This is a genomic window from Klebsiella sp. JN_Kp122, from assembly GCF_040062085.1.
GTDB lineage: Bacteria > Pseudomonadota > Gammaproteobacteria > Enterobacterales > Enterobacteriaceae > Klebsiella > Klebsiella aerogenes.
This window is the reverse complement of the sequence record NZ_JBEAHW010000001.1, coordinates 37,863-56,943: the sequence shown is the minus strand read 5'-3', so window position 1 is coordinate 56,943 and position 19,081 is coordinate 37,863. Positions and strand designations below refer to the sequence as shown.

The following is a 19,081-nucleotide window of genomic DNA, read 5'->3' as shown; positions in this document are numbered from 1 at the left end:
TCGTGCCGCTAAGCGGCCCAAACAAAAACCGCCCCGAAGGGCGGTCTCGTTTACTTCACGCAGCGTGAGCACTGCGACGTCTGGATCTGCTGGAAGAAGTCGTTACCTTTATCATCAACGAGGATAAAGGCCGGGAAATCTTCCACTTCGATTTTCCAGATAGCTTCCATTCCCAGCTCCGGATAAGCCACGCACTCAAGGCTGCGGATACTCTGTTGCGCGAGAACCGCCGCCGGGCCGCCGATACTACCGAGATAGAAACCGCCGTGTTTATGGCAGGCATCGGTCACCTGCTGGCTACGGTTACCCTTAGCCAGCATGATTTTACTCGCCCCGTGCGATTGCAGCAGATCGACATACGAGTCCATGCGGCCAGCGGTCGTCGGCCCCAGAGAACCGGAGGCGTAACCATCCGGCGTCTTCGCCGGGCCGGCGTAGTAGATCGGATGATCTTTGACATACTGCGGCAGCGCTTCGTCGTTATCGATAAGCTCTTTCAGCTTGGCATGGGCAATATCGCGGGCTACGATGATCGTGCCGCTCAGCGACAGACGAGTCGACACCGGATACTGCGACAGCAGCGCCAGAATCTCGCTCATCGGCTGATTGAGGTTCACCTTCACCGCTTCGCCTTCACCGGCCTGACGCAGGTGCTCAGGGATATATTTGCCTGGGTTGCTCTCCAGTTTTTCCAGCCAGATCCCCTGACGGTTAATTTTGGCTTTAATGTTACGGTCGGCGGAACAGGAGACCCCCATCCCCACCGGACAAGACGCCCCATGACGCGGCAGGCGGACTACGCGGATATCGTGGGCGAAGTATTTCCCGCCAAACTGCGCGCCGAGGCCGAGGTTCTGCGCTTCCAGCAGCAGCTCTTGCTCCAGCTGCACATCGCGGAACGCCTGGCCATGTTCGTTACCTTCGGTCGGTAGGCCATCGTAGTATTTGGTCGAGGCCAGTTTTACCGTCTTCAGCGTCGCTTCCGCCGAGGTGCCGCCAATCACAAAGGCGATATGGTACGGCGGACAGGCCGCGGTGCCGAGGGTACGCATCTTCTCGACGAGGTAGTTTTTCAGCTTCGCCGGGGTGATTAACGCTTTCGTTTCCTGGTAGAGATACGTTTTGTTAGCGGAGCCGCCGCCCTTGGCGATACAGAGGAATTTATACTCATCGCCATCGGTAGCATAAAGATCGATCTGCGCCGGCAGGTTGGTACCGGTGTTAACCTCTTTATACATATCCAGCGGCGCGTTCTGCGAGTAACGCAGATTGTCCTGGATATAGGTGTTGTACACGCCCTGCGCCAGCGCGGCTTCATCGCCGCCGCCGGTCCATACGCGCTGTCCCTTTTTGCCCATGATGATCGCGGTGCCGGTATCCTGACAGGTCGGCAGAATGCCTTTAGCGGCGATATCGGAGTTACGCAGGAATTGCAGCGCGACGTATTTGTCGTTTTCGCTGGCTTCCGGGTCGTTGAGGATATCCGCAACCTGCTGCTGATGTGCCGGGCGGAGCATAAAGGAGGCATCGTGGAACGCGTGTTGGGCCAGTAAGGTTAGCGCCTGGGGTTCAACCTTCAGAACCTCCTGGCCGGCGAATTCGGCGACGGAGACGTAATCACTGCTGAGGAGATAATACTCGGTGTCATCCTTTTTAAGCGGAAAAGGATCCTGATAAACAAACGGTTTGTTCGACATTGTACTCTCACTTACTGCTTGGCTGATTATGTTTCAGGCAGACACTCCATTTGCCTGTAGAAAAGCGAGTCGATCAATTTTACACAATTTTTTAACAAAAACTGAGACAAGGACGACTTTTTCTTTCAACAGTTGCTTCTCGACGATTTGTTGGTTTAATAGAGCCAACATTTATATGTGGAAACAGGGATTGAGAATGCAGAAGCTCATTAACTCAGTGCAAAACTATGCATGGGGAAGTCACACCGCGTTAACCGACCTTTACGGTATCGCCAATCCGGACAACCTGCCGATGGCGGAACTGTGGATGGGCGCACACCCAAAAAGCAGTTCGCGGATCCTTAACGCCGACGGCCAGCCGCAGTCGCTGCGCGACGTCATTGAGGCCGATAAAAATGCCCTTCTCGGCACTAACGTCGCCGAGCGTTTCGGCGAACTGCCGTTCTTGTTCAAAGTACTGTGCGCCGCCCAGCCGCTCTCCATCCAGGTTCACCCGAATAAACGCGCATCGGAAATTGGCTTTGCCAAAGAGAACGCCGCGGGTATTCCGCTGGATGCCGCCGAGCGCAACTATAAAGATCCCAACCATAAGCCGGAGCTGGTCTTCGCTCTGACGCCGTTCCTCGCCATGAACGCGTTCCGCAAATTTAATGAAATTGTCGCGCTGCTGCAGCCGGTTGCCGGGGCGCATCCTGCCATCGGCGAATTCATCCAACAGCCGGACGCCGGGCGTTTAAGCCAGCTGTTTGCCAGCCTGCTGAATATGAAAGGCGAAGAAAAAGCGCATGCTCTCAGCGTGCTGCAAAAAGCCCTCGACCGCGAACAGGGCGAACCGTGGCAGACCATTCGTTTGATCGCTGAATTCTACCCGGACGACAGCGGCCTCTTCTCCCCGCTGCTGCTCAACGTGGTGAAACTGAACCCTGGCGAAGCGATGTTCCTGTTTGCCGAAACCCCGCACGCCTACCTGCAGGGCGTCGCGCTGGAAGTGATGGCCAACTCAGATAACGTACTGCGCGCCGGTCTGACGCCGAAGTACATCGATATTCCGGAACTGGTGGCAAACGTGAAGTTTGTCGCCAAACCGGCCGCTGAGTTGCTGACCCAGCCGGAACAACACGGCAGCGAGCTGGATTTCCCCATTCCGGTCGACGATTTCGCATTCTCGTTGCACGATCTGACCAGCAATGAAGCCTCTCTGGCGCAAGAGAGCGCCGCGATTCTGTTCTGCGTGGAAGGCGAAGCAACGCTGCGTAAAGGCGAGCAGCGTCTGACCCTGCAGCCGGGTGAATCGGCGTTTATCGCCTGCAACGAATCACCAGTGCAGGTCAGCGGCAACGGTCGTCTGGCGCGCGTGTTCAATAAGCTTAAGTAAGTTACTGAACTTTTAATCCGCAGTTGCTAGACTTCCCCCATCATGACAACACCACCAGGCGGCATGTTCCGCCTGGTTTCATTTATGGACAAATGCTATGAAAAAAACATTGGTCGCTGCGGGAGTTATCGTCGCGCTCGGCGTCGTCTGGACAGGCGGGGCCTGGTTTACCGGTAAGCAACTGGAAAACCGTATTGCCGAAATGGTGCAGCAGGCGAATGCCCAACTACAGAGCAACGCGCCGGAAGCTGGCGTAGAGCTGAGCTATCAGGACTACCAGCGCGGGTTATTCAGCAGCCACCTGCAATTGGTGGTGAAGCCGCAGGCCGGTAAAGAGCACAGCCTGTTGGCCGCCGGTCAGAGCCTGATTTTTGACGAAAAGGTCGATCATGGTCCCTTCCCGCTTGCCTCGTTAAAATCTTTTAACCTGGTACCGGCAATGGCCTCGGTCAACACCACTCTGGTGAATAACGATGCCAGCAAAGCGCTGTTTGATATCGCCAAAGGGCTGTCGCCGTTTAACATCGACACCCGTATTGCCTACAGCGGCGATACCCAGTCGGCCATCTTCCTTAACCCGCTGGATTACGCTAAAGACAATGAAAAAGTTATCTTTAGCGGCGGTCAGTTCCAGCTCAATGCCGATCGCGATGGCAAAACGATCAGCCTGAGCGGCGAAGCGGCCAGCGGGCAGATCAACGCGGTCAACGAATACAACCAGAAAGTCCAGCTCAGTTTCAGCAACCTGAAGGCTGACGGCGCCACCGAAATGACCGCCTTCGAAGAACGTATCGGCAAGCAGAAGATTTCCCTTGATAAACTGGCTATCGGCGTTGAAGGTAAAGAGCTGGCGCTGCTGGAAGGCATGAATATCGACGGCCGCTCGACGCTCTCCGATGACGGCAAACGTATCAATAGCCAGCTTGATTACAACCTTAACAGCCTGAAACTGCAAAACCAGGATATGGGCCGCGGCAAACTCACCGTTAAGCTGGATAATCTCGACGGTCAGGCGTGGCATCAATTCAGTCAGCAGTATAACGCCCAGGCGCAGGCGCTGATGGCGAAGCCCGAGCTGGCGCAGAATCCGGAGCTCTATCAGCAGGCGTTAACCGAGATCTTCTTTAGCTCGCTGCCGATTCTGTTGAAAGGTAATCCGTCGCTGACGATTTCCCCGCTGAGCTGGCAAAACGCTAAAGGCGAAAGCACCCTGAATCTGTCGGTGCTGATGCAGGACCCGGCGCAAACGACCGCTGCGCCGCAGACCGTCGCCGATGAACTGGACCGCAGCGTTAAATCGCTGGACGGCAAACTGGTGATCCCGGTGGATATGGCCACCGCTCTGATGACGCAGATTGTCGGGCTGGAAGGCTATCAGCCGGAGGATGCGGCGAAACTTGCCGATCAGCAGGTTAAAGGGCTGGCGGCGATGGGACAGATGTTCCGTCTGACCACGATGGAAGATAACGCGATTACCTCCAGCCTGCAGTACGCCGACGGCCAGGTAACGCTAAACGGGCAGAAAATGCCGCTGGCTGATTTCGCCGCCATGTTCGGCCTGACGCTCCCCACCGCCGAACCGCAGCAGTAAAAAAGCGTCCCGGGCTGCGGTCAGGTAGCCCGGGAATCACCTTAATCGATGGCGGCCCTTACTTTCTGATAACCAGCCGCGGCGGCATAATCTGATTACGCGCGCTGCCTTGCCCCTCCTCGAGGCGGCGTAAAATACACTCCGCCAGGCTGTTCCCCATCTCACGCGCGGGGGTAGTCACCCAGGTCAAGGGGACATCATCGAGCGCCGCTTCCGGCACTTCGGCAAAGGCCGCCAGCGCGATGCGTTGCTCAAAATAACTTTCCACGCTACCCTCGCCGCTCTGCCGCCCGGCGCGCAGCAGACCGAACCACGCACCGGTGGCGATGACGCTGTTATAGCAAAGTACCGCGCTGATGGTCGGGTTTTGTCGCAGCAGCGCGATCATGGCTTCCGCCGCCTGCTGCTGACTGGAGCCACACTCGACAACCCATTCACTATGAAACGGCAGGCCGTACTTCAATAATGTGGCGCAATAGCCGCCCACCCGTTCGGCGCGGGTCAGGGACGCGCTTTGCCCGCCAAGCCAGGCGATGCGCTGATGACCGCGGCGAATCAGATGTTCCGTTACCATTTGCGCCGCCTGCATGTTATCCGGGCGGATCAGGTCGATATCGTCCAGATAGCTGGCGCGGGAGGCAAAAACCAGCGGCATCCCCACTTCGGCGGCACGATCGCGCAGTTCGCCGCCCTTGTCGATAGCGCCAGCGATAATCACCCCGTCCACGCCCTGTGAGACCAGCGTTTCGAAGCGCTGGAGCATTTTCTCGCCGCGATGCCCGCCCTGGGTGAGAAATACCATTTTACCCTGTGATTCCAGCGCATCGGTCAACCCGGCGGTTAGCTCGGCATAAAACGGCTTCGACAGATCGCTAACGATAAGGCCAATTACCCCGCTTTGCCCGCCGCGTAGCGACGCCGCCTGGCGATTACGCACAAACCCGAGCTGCTCAATGGCCTGATTGACGCGCTCGCCGGTGGCCGAAGAGATGCGCCCTTTACCGCTGAGCACCAGCGATACCGTACTGACCGAGACGCCAGCCGCCAGCGCCACATCATTGATGGTTGTCTTTTTTGCGATAGCCATAACGACTGGCTGACTCCCTTTGCCTTTCGATAAAACGTTTTATCAGTATGTTATCTTTATAAACCTTATTATCGCTTGATTATGTGATTTTTATCGCACTAAAAAATGGTAAAACGTTTTATCTTGCCGCTACGTTACATCCTATCGACCCTTTTCAGAACCAGGATTCGTGTATGACGGCGAAAACAGCACCAAAAATTACCTTATGGGAGTTTTTCCAGCAGTTAGGAAAAACCTTTATGTTGCCCGTGGCGTTGCTCTCGTTTTGCGGGATCATGCTGGGGATCGGCAGCTCGTTAAGCAGCCACGATGTGATTACGCTGCTGCCGTGGCTGAACGTGCCGCTGCTGCAGGCGATTTTTGTCTGGATGAGTAAAGTCGGCTCCTTCGCTTTTAGCTTCCTGCCGGTCATGTTCTGTATCGCAATTCCGCTCGGCCTGGCGCGTGAAAACAAAGGCGTCGCCGCTTTCGCGGGTTTTGTCGGCTACGCGGTAATGAACCTCGCGGTCAACTTCTGGCTGACGGCGAAAGGCATCCTGCCGACTACCGACGCGGCGATCCTCAAGGCCAACAACATCCAGAATATTATCGGTATTCAGTCGATCGACACCGGGATCCTCGGGGCGGTGATCGCCGGGATTATCGTCTGGATGCTGCACGAACGCTTCCACAACATCCGTCTGCCGGATGCGCTGGCCTTCTTTGGCGGCACGCGCTTTGTGCCGATCGTTACCACCGTGGTGTTAGGCCTGGTCGGGCTGGTCATTCCGCTGGTGTGGCCGGTGTTCGCGATGGGTATCAACGGACTGGGCCACGTTATCAATAGCGCCGGCGATTTTGGCCCGATGATCTTCGGTACCGGAGAACGCCTGCTGCTGCCGTTCGGCCTGCATCATATTCTGGTGGCGCTGATCCGCTTTACCGAAGCGGGCGGCACCATGGACGTTTGCGGCCACAGCGTTAGCGGCGCGCTGACCATCTTCCAGGCGCAGCTGAGTTGCCCGACGACGCACGGCTTCTCTGAAAGTGCGACCCGCTTCCTGTCGCAGGGTAAAATGCCCGCCTTCCTCGGCGGCCTGCCCGGCGCGGCGCTGGCGATGTACCACTGCGCTCGTCCGGAAAACCGTCATAAAATTAAAGGGCTGCTCATTTCCGGCGTCATTGCCTGCGTGGTCGGCGGTACCACTGAGCCATTGGAATTCCTGTTCTTGTTCGTCGCGCCGGTACTGTACGTCATCCACGCCCTGCTGACCGGCCTTGGTTTCACTATCATGGCGGTACTTGGCGTCACCATCGGCAACACCGACGGCAACATTATCGACTTCGTGGTGTTTGGCATCCTGCACGGTCTGGCGACCAAGTGGTATATGGTGCCGGTTGTCGCTGCCATCTGGTTCGCGGTGTACTACGGTATCTTCCGTTTCGCCATCACCCGCTTCAATCTGAAAACGCCGGGCCGCGATATAGAAACGGCGGCCAACATCGAAAAAGCGGTTGCCGGAACGATTGGCAAATCAGGTTATAACGTGCCGGCGATTCTGGCCGCGCTCGGCGGTGCTGATAATATTGTCACGCTCGATAACTGTATTACCCGCCTGCGCCTGTCGGTGAACGACATGAGCAAAGTCGATACCGCCGCGTTAAAAGCCAACCGCGCAATCGGCGTGGTCCAGCTTAACGATCACAACCTGCAGGTGGTCATCGGCCCACAGGTTCAGTCGGTAAAAGATGAAATGGCCACCCTGATGAATACCGTTCAGGCCTAAACATACGCCCCCTCTCACCCGGAGGGGGCTCTCGCGAAGGACGTTCAGATGTTTGATTTTGCCACACCAGTTGACCGCCACGGGACCTGGTGCACCCAATGGGACTATGTTGCCGACCGTTTCGGCGCCGCCGACCTGCTGCCGTTCACTATCTCCGATATGGATTTCGCTACCGCCCCTTGCATTATCGACGCCGTCAGCCAGCGACTGGCGCACGGCGTTTTTAGCTATAGCCGCTGGAAAAATGACGAGTTTCTCGGCGCCATCAGCCACTGGTTCGCCAGCCGTTTTCATAGCCCCATTGACCACGAGGCCATCGTTTACGGCCCGTCGGTTATCTATATGGTGGCCGAAATGATTAGGCAATGGTCCATTCCGGGCGACGGCATCGTGGTCCATACCCCGGCTTACGACGCGTTTTACAAAACTATCGACGGCAACCAGCGCCGCATTACCCCGGTGGCGCTCAAGCTTGATGAGGGTGAGTGGCGCTGCGACATGAACGAACTGGAAGCCGCGCTCGCCCGTCCCGACAACCGCATTTTGCTGCTATGCAGCCCGCATAACCCGACGGGCAAAGTCTGGAGCCGCGACGAACTGACCACCATGGCGCAGCTGTGCGCGAAGCATAACGTCCGGGTTATTAGCGATGAAATTCATATGGATATGACCTGGGGCGAACACCGTCATACCCCCTGGTGCGCCGTTGCGCAGGGCCCCTGGGCGCTGTTCACCTCGGGTTCAAAAAGCTTCAATATCCCGGCATTTACCGGCGCCTATGGGCTCATCGCCGATACTGCTTCGCGCGATGGCTATCTGCAAGCGCTGAAAGGTCGCGATGGTCTCTCATCACCTTCGGTTCCGGCGCTGGTCGCGCATATCGCCGCCTATCGTCAGGGCGCGCCCTGGCTGGATGCGTTACGCGATTATCTGCAGGAAAACATGCGCTATATCGCCGGGCAGCTGAATCAGGCCTTCCCGCAGCTACGCTGGCAGCCGCCGCAGGCCACCTATCTGGCATGGATCGATCTGCGCCCGCTCGGCGTCGACGACCGTGCGCTGCAACGCGCGCTAATTGAAGAGCAAAAAGTCGCGATTATGCCGGGTTATACCTATGGCGAAGAGGGTAATGGTTTCATCAGGCTAAATGCCGGCTGCCCGCGGGAGAAGCTTGAGAAAGGGGTGCAAGGATTGATTGCCGCTCTGCGGTCATTACGCCCTGACTTAAAATAATTTTGATATATCTCAAAACTTTTTTAACCACGGAGGAGTATTAAAACAGCGCTGAACTATCACGTCCGAATGACAATGCAGAGGAGGAAATGATGAAAACCTACGATCGTAACCGTAATGCTATTGATGCCGGCAGCCGGGTCATGGTGGCCGACAGCGGCGCGACGGGAGTGATTAAGGCCATTCATGGCGCTAATAAAAACAGCGAACAGCTGCGCCGCAGTAACTGCGTAGAATTAGACGGTAGTCATGAATTGTATTGCCCATTGAATCTTATTCGCCTGGGCTTTAATTAATTCCGGCGTTGTTGATTTAAGGCCGCCCTGACTGGCGGCCTTTTTCATGAGGCATTCTTCCCGCTTTTGATCTCGTCGAGTGATTCTCAAAGCTAAGCGGCGTATTATCGCGGCTCTTCACGCCCTTTCGGGGCGAATTACCTTCTGAGTTCAGAGGCATTTCTATGACATGGCAACAATTCAAACAAGCCTGGTTAATCAAATTTTGGGCGCCTGCGCCCGCGGTGATCGCCGCCGGTATTCTTTCTACTTACTATTTTGGCATTACCGGTACTTTCTGGGCAGTCACCGGCGAATTTACCCGCTGGGGCGGCCAACTACTGCAGTTGATGGGCATCCCGGCCGAAAACTGGGGTTACTATCAATTAATCCATCTCGAAGGCACGCCGTTAACGCGTATCGACGGTATGATGATCCTTGGCATGTTTGGCGGCTGCCTGGCCGCCGCGCTGTGGGCGAATAACGTCAAGTTGCGGATGCCGCGTAGCCGCATCCGCATTTTCCAGGCCCTGGCCGGCGGGATTATTGCCGGCTTCGGCGCCCGGCTGGCAATGGGCTGTAATCTGGCGGCCTTCTTTACCGGGATCCCACAGTTTTCCCTGCACGCATGGTTCTTCGCCATCGCCACCGCCATCGGGACCTGGTTCGGCGCGCGCTTTACGCTGCTGCCTGTTTTCCGTATCCCGGTCAAAATTGAGAAAGTCTCCGCGGCCTCACCGTTAACTCAAAAACCCGCGCAGGCCCGCCGCCGCTTTCGTCTGGGAATGCTGGTATTTTTCGCTATGATCGGTTGGGGGCTACTGACCGCCGCCAATCAGCCTAAATTGGGTCTGGCCCTGCTGTTCGGCGTTGCTTTTGGCCTGCTCATCGAACGGGCGCAAATCTGTTTCACCTCCGCCTTTCGCGATATGTGGGTGACCGGGCGCACCTATATGGCGAAAGCGATCATCTTCGGGATGGCGGCCAGCGCCATCGGTATCTTTAGCTATGTACAGCTCGGCATGGAGCCCAAAATCATGTGGGCCGGGCCGAACGCGGTGATTGGCGGCCTGCTGTTCGGTTTCGGCATCGTGCTGGCCGGTGGCTGTGAAACCGGCTGGATGTATCGCGCCGTTGAAGGTCAGGTTCATTATTGGTGGGTCGGGTTAGGCAACGTTATCGGCTCCACCCTGCTGGCTTACTTCTGGGATGATTTATCGCCGGCGCTTGCCACCCACTGGGATAAGATTAACCTGCTGACGACCTTTGGTCCGTTCGGCGGCCTGCTTATCACCTACCTGCTGCTATTTATCGCGCTGATGTTGGTCATCGCCTGGGAAAAACACTTCTTTCGCCAGAAAAACACTTCGGCGACCCGTATTAAGGAAACCGCATGAAAGAGATCGTTCCTGATTACCGCCTCGATATGGTTGGTGAACCTTGCCCCTACCCGGCCGTGGCCACGCTTGAAGCGATGCCGGCACTAAAAAAAGGGGAAATACTTGAAGTGGTGAGCGACTGTCCGCAGTCAATCAACAACATCCCGCACGATGCTAAAAATCACGGCTATACCGTGCTGGATATTCAGCAGGATGGGCCGACGATCCGCTATCTGATTCAAAAATGACGCGAAGGGCCGGTAGCGCGCTACCGGCTGTCATTACTTGCCCGCCATCCAGCGCCGATAACGTTTAGCCTGCCGTTTTGCTGTCAGTTGCGCCGTCAGCAGCGCCCACAGCGGTGAGACCTGTGGCCGCACCGCGCGGTGGCGGCTTAGCCGCTGCAGCTGATATTTCACCGCCGCCATATGCGCGGTGGCGGCAATAGCCTTGTTCTTCCAGTTACCCTGACGCAGCAGTGGCGCATCGTACTCCCCCTTACGCCAGTACTGCGGCAAGCCGGGGACTATCGCCATTGCCGTAGCGATGCCCACCAACGCAATCCCGCTATTCACTACCCTCTCCGCCACTTCACGCCGCCGCACGCCGCCGGTAACCATTAAAGGAATCGTCGCGACGTCGGCAATTTGCTCGGCAAACTGCAGGAAATAGGCTTCCCGCGCCAGCGTCCGTTCATCGCGCATGGCGCCCATCATCGCCGGCGCTTCGTAGCTGCCGCCGGAAAGTTCGACCAGATCGACGCCGCTTTCCGCCAGCAGTTGCACCACCGTCTTCGCATCGTTAATCGAAAAGCCGCCGCGCTGGAAATCTGCTGAATTGAGTTTAACCACCACGGTAAAACCCGCCGCCACCGTCTCGCGAACGCCGCGCACAATATCCAGCAGTAAACGGGCGCGATTTTCAATGCTCCCGCCATACCGATCGGTGCGCTGGTTACTGAGCGGCGAGAGGAACTGGCTCAGCAAATAGCCGTGGGCGGCATGGATTTCGACGCCGTGAAATCCGGCGCGCTCCGCTAACCGGGAAGTGGTGATGAACCGTCGTGTCACGTCGGCGATATCCTTATCATTCATCGCCCGCGGCAGGCGAAAGCGTGAAGACTGCGAGCCAAGATCCAGCGCCAGCGCCGAAGGGGCCAGCGTCTCCTGCCCAAGGCCACCGGGCATCTGCCGCCCAGGATGGTTTATCTGCATCCACACCTGTGCACCCTTCGAGCGCGCCGCCTGCGACCAGGCGCGGAACTTATCCAGATGCCGTTCATCTTCCAGCACCACGCCTGCCGGGCCGGTCATCGCCCGGGCGTCCACCATCACATTACCGGTAATAATCACCCCGGCGCCGCCCTGCGCCCAGGCCTGATAAAGGGTGAGTAATTCCGTTGACGGCGCATGATCGGCATCGGCCATATTTTCTTCCATCGCCGCTTTAACGATGCGGTTGTTAATGACGACGCCAGAGGCCAGTCGCAGAGGGGTAAAGAGGGTCATGTCAGGGCTCCAGTCAGTGAACTGGACAAACCATAACCTTAAAGTTAAGTTTAAGGTCAAGCAGCTTATGAGGAATAAAAATGAACATCGGAACTCTGGCAAAACGCAGCGGCCTGGCGCCTTCGCGGATCCGTTATTACGAGCGCGCGGGGATCCTCAAAACCGTGCAGCGTAAAGCCAATGGCTATCGCAGCTATCCGGAAGAAACGCTGGTGGTGCTGGGGCTAATTACCACCGCTCAGGCAGCGGGTTTCAGCCTCGAAGAGATATCATCCCTATTGCCGTCAGACCTCAATCACTGGGATCGACAAACGCTACTCACCACCCTGCAACAAAAAGTGGCGGATATCGAAAAGCTGGAACAGAAACTCGCGCACAGTAAAGCGCAACTGGTCAACGTTATCCATGAGATACAACAGAAGCCGGATGACATTGACTGCGCCGCGAATGCGCGGCGCGTATTAACTGAGGTGCTGGATGTACAGCACCAGACGGGGAAGGAAGAATAACTACCAGCCTTTCACCGCATCGCCTTTATACAATTCGGCGGCGGCGTTGGCGACTTCGTCGGTCTGGTATGCTTTCACCAAATTCTTCACTTTTTCGCTGTCTTTATTATCTTCGCGGCTGGCGAAAATATTGACGTACGGCGAATTTTTATCCTCAATGAACAGACCATTGCGCGTCGGCGACAGGCCAATCTGGCTGGAGAACGTGGTATTTATAATAGCCATGGTCACTTGTTTATCATCCAGTGCACGGGTCAGCTGCGGTGCTTCAATCTCGACGATTTTCAGCTTCTTCGGGTTATTCACGATATCCAGCACGGTTGGCAGCAGGCCAACCCCCTCTTTCAGAGTGATCAGCCCCTGCTGCTCCAGCAATAACAGAGAACGCCCAAGGTTGGTTGGGTCATTAGGCACCGCTACCTGGGCGCCGTCCGGAAGCTGTGAAATGGCGGTGATTTTCTTTGAATAAGCGGCAATCGGATAGACAAAAGTAGTACCAACATCCACCAGCTTATAGCCGCGCTCCTGGATCTGTTTATCAAGATAGGGTTTATGCTGGAAAGCATTGATATCGAGATCGCCATTATTCAGCGCCTCATTGGGCAGAACGAAATCATTAAAAGTCACCACTTCAACATCAAGGTTATATTTCTGTTTAGCGACTTTTTGCACCACCGCCCAGACTTGCTGATCGATACCCGCGCTAATCCCCACCTTAATATGATTAGGATCCTGATCTTTTGGCCCACAGCCCGCTAGCAGCAACGCGCTAACGAGGGCCAATGAATGAGTTAAACCTTTAAGTGAAAAAGCCATTTTCCCGGCGTCCTTTTAATATAGCCTGCTAACGATGGCAGGAATGTCAGTCCGGGACACTATATAAAAGCATCTTTCTAAGATTAAATACTGATTCACTATGACTAATAGCGAAACGCTATTGATAAGTCGCCACGCTGCTTATACTCACCCGCCAGTGGAACTGCTGATTTCTTGCGCTAAAGCAATACTTTGTAACACTTGAAACACTGTTCCAATACCATTACACACATTAAAATTAAGATTATATTATTAGCATTATAATAAATAGATAAGTGAACGTTTCGTATACATCAGCTGTATAGGAAGCCGTTTCGCACGCACACACAACCCACAAGGAAAACCATGGAGCTTCTGGATTTGCTCAGAACCATTTTTGAGCGAGTACGCACTGATGCGGATTTTATTTCATTTACTGAAGTACTTCTGGAGAACAATGTCTCTTATTACATCTATTTTGTCGCTACAGGGAATGTAAATTTTGTTATGTCATCAGATACTTTCGTTTCCCTGAAAAGCAACAGAAAGTTGTTGCGGGTTAATTCCCAGTCCTGCAGAGCGCTCACCCGAGATGCCGCCCGGCGCCACTTTAGCGGTATTACCACTTTTGATAACTATTGCGCCGAACTGGCAAATGCCGGGGTATTCAAGTGGGTGGTTGATCTCAATGAAAAAACGCGACACTACTGGTCAAAAGACAATACGTTATTGCATATGGAAAATATGATTCTGCCCGTTTGATTGCAGAAATTATTACACGCGGTTCAAGATATTCAGGCGGCCCGCCGTTGGTTTTGTTTCGGGCTGCTCATCGCCTGCAATTGCGCAACAAAATGAAAAATTGGCTCTTTTATTGCGCAAGTACAAACTTTTCACTGGTCAACTCTCTGTATCCACAGGATTTTTTCCGTACTTTTAAACGGTTACGCTGCTGATGTATAATATCGTGCACTTCAACTAAAAAATGAGTGCGACCATGATTGATTCAACTTTGCCTTTAACAGACATTCACCGCCATCTTGACGGCAACATCCGTGCCCAAACCATTCTCGATCTTGGCCGCCAGTTCAATATTACTCTCCCGGCAGATACTCTTGAAACGCTGCGTCCGCATGTGCAGGTCACCAGCAATGAACCAGACCTGGTTAGCTTCCTGGCGAAACTTGATTGGGGCGTGAAGGTGCTGGCTTCTCTGGAAGCCTGCCGCCGTGTTGCCTGGGAAAACGTTGAAGACGCCGCGCGCAACGGCCTGCACTACGTTGAGCTGCGTTTTTCTCCGCGTTATATGGCGATGACCCATCAATTACCGGTCGCTGGCGTCGTCGAAGCGGTGATTGCCGGGGTACGCGAGGGCTGCCGTGATTTCGGCGTCGAAGCGCGTCTGATTGGCATCATGAGCCGCACCTTCGGCGAGGCGGCCTGTGAAGAGGAACTCGACGCCCTGCTGGCCCATCGCGATGGGATCACCGCGCTGGATCTGGCTGGCGACGAGCTGGGATTCCCCGGCGCGCTGTTTATGGATCATTTCCGTCGCGCGCGTGACGCGGGTTGGCGTATCACCGTCCACGCTGGTGAAGCCGCCGGGCCGGAAAGTATCTGGCAGGCCATTCGTGAACTGGGCGCCGAACGCATCGGTCACGGGGTGAAAGCCGTGCAGGATCCGAAGTTAATGGACTTCCTCGCCGCTGAACGTATTGGCATTGAATCCTGCCTGACGTCAAACATCCAGACCAGCACCGTCGCTTCACTGGCGCAGCACCCGCTGAAGACTTTCCTCGATCACGGCGTTTTGGCGTGCATTAACACCGATGATCCGGCGGTACAGGGGGTGGATATTATTCACGAGTACAATGTCGCCGCGCCGGCGGCGGGCCTCAGCCGTGAGCAGATCCGTCAGGCGCAAATTAACGGTCTGGAACTGGCGTTCCTCAGCCGTCAGGAAAAAGAGGCGCTGATCCAACGCGTTCTAAAGGCTAATTAAGCCAAAGCTCCGCCGCGCAGGCGGAGCATGCTGTTAAATCAGGCACAGCGCCGTCCGGTGCCGTGCCGATTCAATCCCCAGTTCAATCAGCTCCATAATCTGAATCGCCTGGCTTGCGGGTACCGGGTTTTCTCCGCTGCCGTTGAGCGCATCGCGAATCGCCGCATAATAAGCGGGATAGTTCCCGGGCAGCGTCAGCCAGGTTTCCTCGACGCGCTCTTCGCCTTCAACGCGGGTCAATATGCCGTCGCGCATATCGTAGCCCCAATCCTCCTGCGGCAGTCGCTCGCCGCTTTTCAAACGCTCTTCCTGCGGATCGAGACCATATTTTACATAGCTTCCTCGTGAACCATGGACGATATAACGCGCCGTTTCCGCCGCCGCCAGCAGCGTACTGTGCAAAATCACTCTCCGTTGCGGATAAACTAACACCGCGTGGAAATAATCCGTCGCCTGCGCACCGGGGCGCTGCTGCGCCAGATCGACGGCAATACTTACCGGTAGGCCAAACAGGTTGACCGCCTGATCCAGCAAATGGGGGCCTAAGTCATACCAGATACCGCTGCCAGGGCCGCCCTGCTCACGCCAGCGGTCACGAACCTGCGGGCGAAAACGATCGAAATGTGATTCAAAATAACTGACCTCCCCCAAATCCCCTGCGGCAATCAAGGCCTTCAGCGTGAGAAAATCGCTATCCCAACGGCGATTATGGAACACCGATAACAGCCGCCCGCGGCTTCTGGCGATAGCATCCAACTCACGCGCCTGTGACAGTGTCACGGTAAAAGGTTTGTCAACAATGACATGTTTGCCCGCCTCCAGCGCCGCTCGCGCCAGCGGGAAATGAGTATCGTTGGGAGTTGGAATAACAATCAGATCGATATCAGGGTCCGCATTTAGCGAATTCGCTGAAGCCACCACCTGGGTCGCCGGCCAGTCCGCCAGCACTTTCTGCGCATCGCTACTGACCACGGTCGACAGCTCCATGCCCGGCGTACCGGAAATCAATGGCGCGTGAAATGTCTTGCTTGCATAACCATAACCTATCAGCCCTACCCGTATAGCATCACTCATGACCTCATCCTCGTGCGCAACCATGACTTCAACTATAAACCGCAATCTTTCGATTATCCGTGCACGCTGTTCATCTTTGCGCCAGTTGCGCAATGCGTGGGCAGTAATACTTGCGTTGTTTCCGCGGTTTAGTAACATTTCAATCCATTTTAACTTTCCGCTTTAGAATTATGACGACTGTTTTTACCCGCATTGTAGAACTTATTGGCTGGGTTGTTTTTGGCGTTTCGGCTGTGCTGTTGGTGGTTGCGCATCAAATTGATGATTACCAGTCCCCGCCTCCGGCCAGCACTGTACAGGCGAAATAACGGCAAAGAGTGATGCTCGCCGCAAATCTGCAACCGGTTTCAGAAACCGGTTGCAGATTTGTCGCGCCATTCAATACACTCTCTTTATCACTTGATAAGGAGTTTTTTTGATGGCCGCATTTCCGCAAGATTTTCTCTGGGGGGCAGCAACGGCCGCCTACCAGGTTGAAGGCGGGCACGATGCCGATGGCAAAGGCCCTTCTATTTGGGATATCTACTCGCACCAGCCGGGAACCACCTTTCAGGGCACCAATGGCGATATCGCCGTCGATCACTATCACCGCTTTCGTGAAGATGTCGCCCTGATGGCTGAAATGGGGCTACAAAGCTACCGCTTTTCTATCTCCTGGCCTCGGTTATTGCCTCGTGGCCGTGGCGAAGTCAATGAACCAGGCGTGCAGTTTTACAGCGATCTGATCGACGAACTGCTGGCGCACAATATTGAACCGATGATCACCCTTTATCACTGGGATTTGCCCCAGGCATTGCAGGACGAAGGGGGTTGGGAGGCTCGCAGCACAGCGGAAGCCTTCGCCGAATACGCGCGACTGTGCTATCAGCGCTTCGGTTCCAGGGTCAAGCTGTGGGCAACCTTTAACGAAACCATTGTATTTATTGGCCACGGTTATATTAATGGCTGCCATCCACCGGCGGTACGCGACCCGGCTCGCGCCATCCAGGCTTGTCACCATGTCTTTATCGCCCACGCGCTGGCCGTTAAGACCTTCCGTGACATGAACATTAACGGCCAGATTGGTTTCGTTAACGTACTGCAGCCCCATACGCCGTTGACGCAAAGCGCCGAGGACATTGAGGCCACCGCGTTGGCCGATGCTATCCATACCCACTGGCTATACGATCCGGTACTCAAAGGCGCCTATCCAGACGCTTTACTTCAACAGGCTCAGGCGCTGTGGAACGTACCGCGCTTCGCACCGGGCGACGACGCGCTGCTCAGGGAAAACCGCTGCGATTTTATCGGCCTGAATTATTATCGTCGGGAGACGGTCTCCGCCACGCCGCAGGATGGTCCAGGCGTTGGCGAGTCCGGCGTGGATGGATTATTTTATTTTGTCCGCAATCCGCAAAGTACTTATACCGAATGGGGTTGGGAAATTTGGCCGCAGGGATTAACCGACGGCATCATGATGATAAAAGAGCGTTACGGCGATATCCCAATCTATATCACCGAAAATGGTTTGGGGGCGAAAGATCCGATTATTGACGGTGAAATAGTCGACGATCCGCGAATTGACTATCTGAGTAGCCACATTAATGCGCTGGAAAAGGCAATAGCATTAGGTGCGGATGTCCGCGGTTTTTACCCATGGTCCTTTATTGACCTGCTAAGCTGGCTCAACGGCTATCAGAAGCAGTATGGCTTTGTCTACGTCGATCACCAGCAGAACCGCGCTCGCAAACGAAAAAAGAGTTATTTCTGGTACCAAAACGTTATTGCCAGCCGAGGCGAACAGCGTTAATCTTCCTCCCTCAGGCGCCGTCCGGCGCCTGATCTGGTTGTAGAATATTCTTAAATTTCTTTTTACGATGCCAGGATCCTAATCAGTTCTTGTTTTTAGTATTGGCAACCGAAATAATTCCGCCGGCCCATCAAGAAGGCGCTGTTAGTTGAAACACGGTTTACAGAAAATTGGTAATATTCGACTTAATTCCGATTATTAAATGGATACACAAATGACCGTACAGGATTATTTATTAAAATTCCGCAAAATTAGTTCGCTGGAAAGCCTGGAAAAACTTTTTGATCATCTTAACTATTCTCTCTCTGACACCAATGAAATCGTCAACATGTATCGCGCCGCCGATCACCGCCGCGCCGAGTTAGTCTCTGGCGGAAAACTGTTCGATGTAGGCCAGGTGCCGAAGTCGGTGTGGCGTTACGTGCAATAAAGACTGTTATCATTCACGCCAGTTGCTTATACTTCCCGCCCTGAAATTAACTAACTGGCGTTGAATCCGGGGGTTAGGATGTCCTCTCAATCTGCAGAACGTATCGGCGGATGGCTACTGGCGCCGCTGGCGTGGTTACTGCTCGCGTTGCTCAGCACCTCCTTATCATTAATACTGTACGCGAATGCGCTGATGGCGCCGCAGACCTGGGCATTGCTGAAAGCCATGAGCTTTGGCCATCTGGCGCTCTGGCTGGCTTCGCTGCTGTTCGCCGTCGCGATGTGGTATTATACCCTGTGGCTGACGATAGCGTTTTTCAAACGCCGCGCGGTGGTACCCAAACACTACATTATCTGGCTGCTTATTTCTCTGCTGCTGGCGATTAAGGCGTTCGCTTTTTCGCCGATTTCGGATCTTCTGGCCATGCGCCAGCTGCTGTTTCCGTTGCTCGCTGCGGCACTGTTTGCGCCCTATTTTCGACGCTCTGCGCGGGTTAAGCGGACCTTCGTCAATCCGTAATAACCACACAGTTCACCTGTTGTCGCCGGTATCGATTTATTCGATAATAGGC

Annotated in this window: 19 protein-coding genes; 14 read left to right on the top strand and 5 right to left on the bottom strand. The window is 55.0% G+C overall.

Going from position 1 to position 19,081, the window contains the following annotated elements; translation table 11 throughout:
- Positions 1-50 precede the first annotated feature (50 nt).
- Complete coding sequence (fumA, locus tag ABLU78_RS00300) at positions 51-1,697, bottom strand: class I fumarate hydratase FumA (protein WP_048228710.1); 1,647 nt, start codon at positions 1,695-1,697, stop codon at positions 51-53.
- A gap of 196 nt (positions 1,698-1,893) precedes the next feature.
- Between fumA and manA the strand changes: the two genes are divergently transcribed.
- Positions 1,894-3,072: a mannose-6-phosphate isomerase gene (gene manA, locus ABLU78_RS00295; protein WP_048228709.1), complete on the top strand. Its 1,179-nt coding sequence runs from the start codon at positions 1,894-1,896 to the stop codon at positions 3,070-3,072.
- 97 nt (positions 3,073-3,169) lie between these two features.
- Positions 3,170-4,663 carry a YdgA family protein gene (locus ABLU78_RS00290; protein ID WP_048228708.1) on the top strand — a complete coding sequence of 498 codons (1,494 nt, stop codon included), beginning with the start codon at positions 3,170-3,172 and terminating at the stop codon, positions 4,661-4,663.
- 58 nt (positions 4,664-4,721) lie between these two features.
- Here the strand turns inward: ABLU78_RS00290 and ABLU78_RS00285 are convergent, their stop codons facing one another.
- Positions 4,722-5,750, bottom strand: coding sequence for a Mal regulon transcriptional regulator MalI (locus ABLU78_RS00285; protein WP_015705245.1), 1,029 nt, complete (start codon positions 5,748-5,750; stop codon positions 4,722-4,724).
- A gap of 173 nt (positions 5,751-5,923) precedes the next feature.
- Here ABLU78_RS00285 and malX point away from each other — a divergent pair, with 173 nt between their 5' ends.
- From malX to yedF, 5 genes are all read left to right on the top strand, one after another.
- Positions 5,924-7,516 (top strand): maltose/glucose-specific PTS transporter subunit IIBC, encoded by a 1,593-nt coding sequence (gene malX / locus ABLU78_RS00280; RefSeq protein WP_015705244.1) that lies wholly within the window; start codon positions 5,924-5,926, stop codon positions 7,514-7,516.
- Positions 7,517-7,564: 48 nt separating this feature from the next.
- Positions 7,565-8,749, top strand: coding sequence for a MalY/PatB family protein (locus ABLU78_RS00275; RefSeq protein ID WP_348819910.1), 1,185 nt, complete (start codon positions 7,565-7,567; stop codon positions 8,747-8,749).
- 92 nt (positions 8,750-8,841) lie between these two features.
- Positions 8,842-9,045 (top strand): putative selenium delivery protein YdfZ, encoded by a 204-nt coding sequence (ydfZ, locus tag ABLU78_RS00270; protein WP_015366838.1) that lies wholly within the window; start codon positions 8,842-8,844, stop codon positions 9,043-9,045.
- A 164-nt stretch (positions 9,046-9,209) separates the two neighbouring features.
- A complete protein-coding gene (gene yedE, locus ABLU78_RS00265) occupies positions 9,210-10,421 on the top strand; it encodes a selenium metabolism membrane protein YedE/FdhT (protein WP_015366839.1) in 1,212 nt (403 codons plus the stop codon).
- Complete coding sequence (yedF, locus tag ABLU78_RS00260; RefSeq protein WP_015366840.1) at positions 10,418-10,651, top strand: sulfurtransferase-like selenium metabolism protein YedF; 234 nt, start codon at positions 10,418-10,420, stop codon at positions 10,649-10,651. The genes yedE and yedF overlap by 4 nt, the downstream gene beginning before the upstream one ends.
- A gap of 33 nt (positions 10,652-10,684) precedes the next feature.
- Here the strand turns inward: yedF and ABLU78_RS00255 are convergent, their stop codons facing one another.
- Entirely contained in the window at positions 10,685-11,911 is a 1,227-nt protein-coding gene (locus tag ABLU78_RS00255) for an NADH:flavin oxidoreductase/NADH oxidase family protein (protein WP_032707914.1), read from the bottom strand.
- A gap of 80 nt (positions 11,912-11,991) precedes the next feature.
- Between ABLU78_RS00255 and ABLU78_RS00250 the strand changes: the two genes are divergently transcribed.
- A complete protein-coding gene (locus tag ABLU78_RS00250) occupies positions 11,992-12,420 on the top strand; it encodes a MerR family transcriptional regulator (RefSeq protein WP_015366842.1) in 429 nt (142 codons plus the stop codon).
- Here ABLU78_RS00250 and metQ read toward each other — a convergent pair whose 3' ends face one another.
- A complete protein-coding gene (gene metQ, locus ABLU78_RS00245; RefSeq protein WP_020078984.1) occupies positions 12,421-13,236 on the bottom strand; it encodes a methionine ABC transporter substrate-binding lipoprotein MetQ in 816 nt (271 codons plus the stop codon).
- A 345-nt stretch (positions 13,237-13,581) separates the two neighbouring features.
- On the opposite strand from metQ, the gene ABLU78_RS00240 reads away from it, so the two are divergent.
- Together ABLU78_RS00240 and add are read left to right on the top strand one after the other, a co-directional pair.
- The gene (locus ABLU78_RS00240; RefSeq protein WP_020078985.1) at positions 13,582-13,977 is read left to right on the top strand and encodes a DUF1398 domain-containing protein; all 396 of its coding nucleotides are present in this window, start codon (positions 13,582-13,584) and stop codon (positions 13,975-13,977) included.
- Positions 13,978-14,212: 235 nt separating this feature from the next.
- Positions 14,213-15,217: an adenosine deaminase gene (gene add, locus ABLU78_RS00235; RefSeq protein ID WP_045360690.1), complete on the top strand. Its 1,005-nt coding sequence runs from the start codon at positions 14,213-14,215 to the stop codon at positions 15,215-15,217.
- A gap of 33 nt (positions 15,218-15,250) precedes the next feature.
- On the opposite strand, the gene ABLU78_RS00230 is transcribed toward add, so the two are convergent.
- A complete protein-coding gene (locus ABLU78_RS00230) occupies positions 15,251-16,291 on the bottom strand; it encodes an oxidoreductase (protein WP_048228706.1) in 1,041 nt (346 codons plus the stop codon).
- Between the two features lie 170 nt (positions 16,292-16,461).
- Between ABLU78_RS00230 and blr the strand changes: the two genes are divergently transcribed.
- From blr to ABLU78_RS00210, 4 genes are all read left to right on the top strand, one after another.
- Positions 16,462-16,599, top strand: a complete 138-nt coding sequence (gene blr, locus ABLU78_RS00225; protein WP_015366847.1) for a division septum protein Blr — start codon at positions 16,462-16,464, stop codon at positions 16,597-16,599.
- 110 nt (positions 16,600-16,709) lie between these two features.
- Entirely contained in the window at positions 16,710-18,080 is a 1,371-nt protein-coding gene (locus ABLU78_RS00220) for a GH1 family beta-glucosidase (RefSeq protein ID WP_047053776.1), read from the top strand.
- Between the two features lie 214 nt (positions 18,081-18,294).
- Positions 18,295-18,510 carry a transcription modulator YdgT gene (ydgT, locus tag ABLU78_RS00215; RefSeq protein WP_015366849.1) on the top strand — a complete coding sequence of 72 codons (216 nt, stop codon included), beginning with the start codon at positions 18,295-18,297 and terminating at the stop codon, positions 18,508-18,510.
- A gap of 78 nt (positions 18,511-18,588) precedes the next feature.
- Positions 18,589-19,029 (top strand): DUF2569 domain-containing protein, encoded by a 441-nt coding sequence (locus ABLU78_RS00210; protein ID WP_015366850.1) that lies wholly within the window; start codon positions 18,589-18,591, stop codon positions 19,027-19,029.
- The last annotated feature ends 52 nt before the right edge of the window (positions 19,030-19,081 follow it).

Bases quoted from the DNA above. Each gene is read 5' to 3' on its own strand.
- ABLU78_RS00230 (WP_048228706.1), bottom strand. From the start codon at position 16,291: ATGAGTGATGCTATACGGGTAGGGCTGATAGGTTATGGTTATGCAAGC.
- ydgT (WP_015366849.1), top strand. From the start codon at position 18,295: ATGACCGTACAGGATTATTTATTAAAATTCCGCAAAATTAGTTCGCTG.
- yedE (WP_015366839.1), top strand. From the start codon at position 9,210: ATGACATGGCAACAATTCAAACAAGCCTGGTTAATCAAATTTTGGGCG.
- manA (WP_048228709.1), top strand. From the start codon at position 1,894: ATGCAGAAGCTCATTAACTCAGTGCAAAACTATGCATGGGGAAGTCAC.
- ABLU78_RS00290 (WP_048228708.1), top strand. From the start codon at position 3,170: ATGAAAAAAACATTGGTCGCTGCGGGAGTTATCGTCGCGCTCGGCGTC.
- ABLU78_RS00220 (WP_047053776.1), top strand. From the start codon at position 16,710: ATGGCCGCATTTCCGCAAGATTTTCTCTGGGGGGCAGCAACGGCCGCC.
- ABLU78_RS00285 (WP_015705245.1), bottom strand. From the start codon at position 5,750: ATGGCTATCGCAAAAAAGACAACCATCAATGATGTGGCGCTGGCGGCT.
- metQ (WP_020078984.1), bottom strand. From the start codon at position 13,236: ATGGCTTTTTCACTTAAAGGTTTAACTCATTCATTGGCCCTCGTTAGC.
- yedF (WP_015366840.1), top strand. From the start codon at position 10,418: ATGAAAGAGATCGTTCCTGATTACCGCCTCGATATGGTTGGTGAACCT.
- ydfZ (WP_015366838.1), top strand. From the start codon at position 8,842: ATGAAAACCTACGATCGTAACCGTAATGCTATTGATGCCGGCAGCCGG.
- add (WP_045360690.1), top strand. From the start codon at position 14,213: ATGATTGATTCAACTTTGCCTTTAACAGACATTCACCGCCATCTTGAC.
- ABLU78_RS00210 (WP_015366850.1), top strand. From the start codon at position 18,589: ATGTCCTCTCAATCTGCAGAACGTATCGGCGGATGGCTACTGGCGCCG.
- ABLU78_RS00255 (WP_032707914.1), bottom strand. From the start codon at position 11,911: ATGACCCTCTTTACCCCTCTGCGACTGGCCTCTGGCGTCGTCATTAAC.
- fumA (WP_048228710.1), bottom strand. From the start codon at position 1,697: ATGTCGAACAAACCGTTTGTTTATCAGGATCCTTTTCCGCTTAAAAAG.
- malX (WP_015705244.1), top strand. From the start codon at position 5,924: ATGACGGCGAAAACAGCACCAAAAATTACCTTATGGGAGTTTTTCCAG.
- ABLU78_RS00250 (WP_015366842.1), top strand. From the start codon at position 11,992: ATGAACATCGGAACTCTGGCAAAACGCAGCGGCCTGGCGCCTTCGCGG.
- blr (WP_015366847.1), top strand. From the start codon at position 16,462: ATGACGACTGTTTTTACCCGCATTGTAGAACTTATTGGCTGGGTTGTT.
- ABLU78_RS00275 (WP_348819910.1), top strand. From the start codon at position 7,565: ATGTTTGATTTTGCCACACCAGTTGACCGCCACGGGACCTGGTGCACC.
- ABLU78_RS00240 (WP_020078985.1), top strand. From the start codon at position 13,582: ATGGAGCTTCTGGATTTGCTCAGAACCATTTTTGAGCGAGTACGCACT.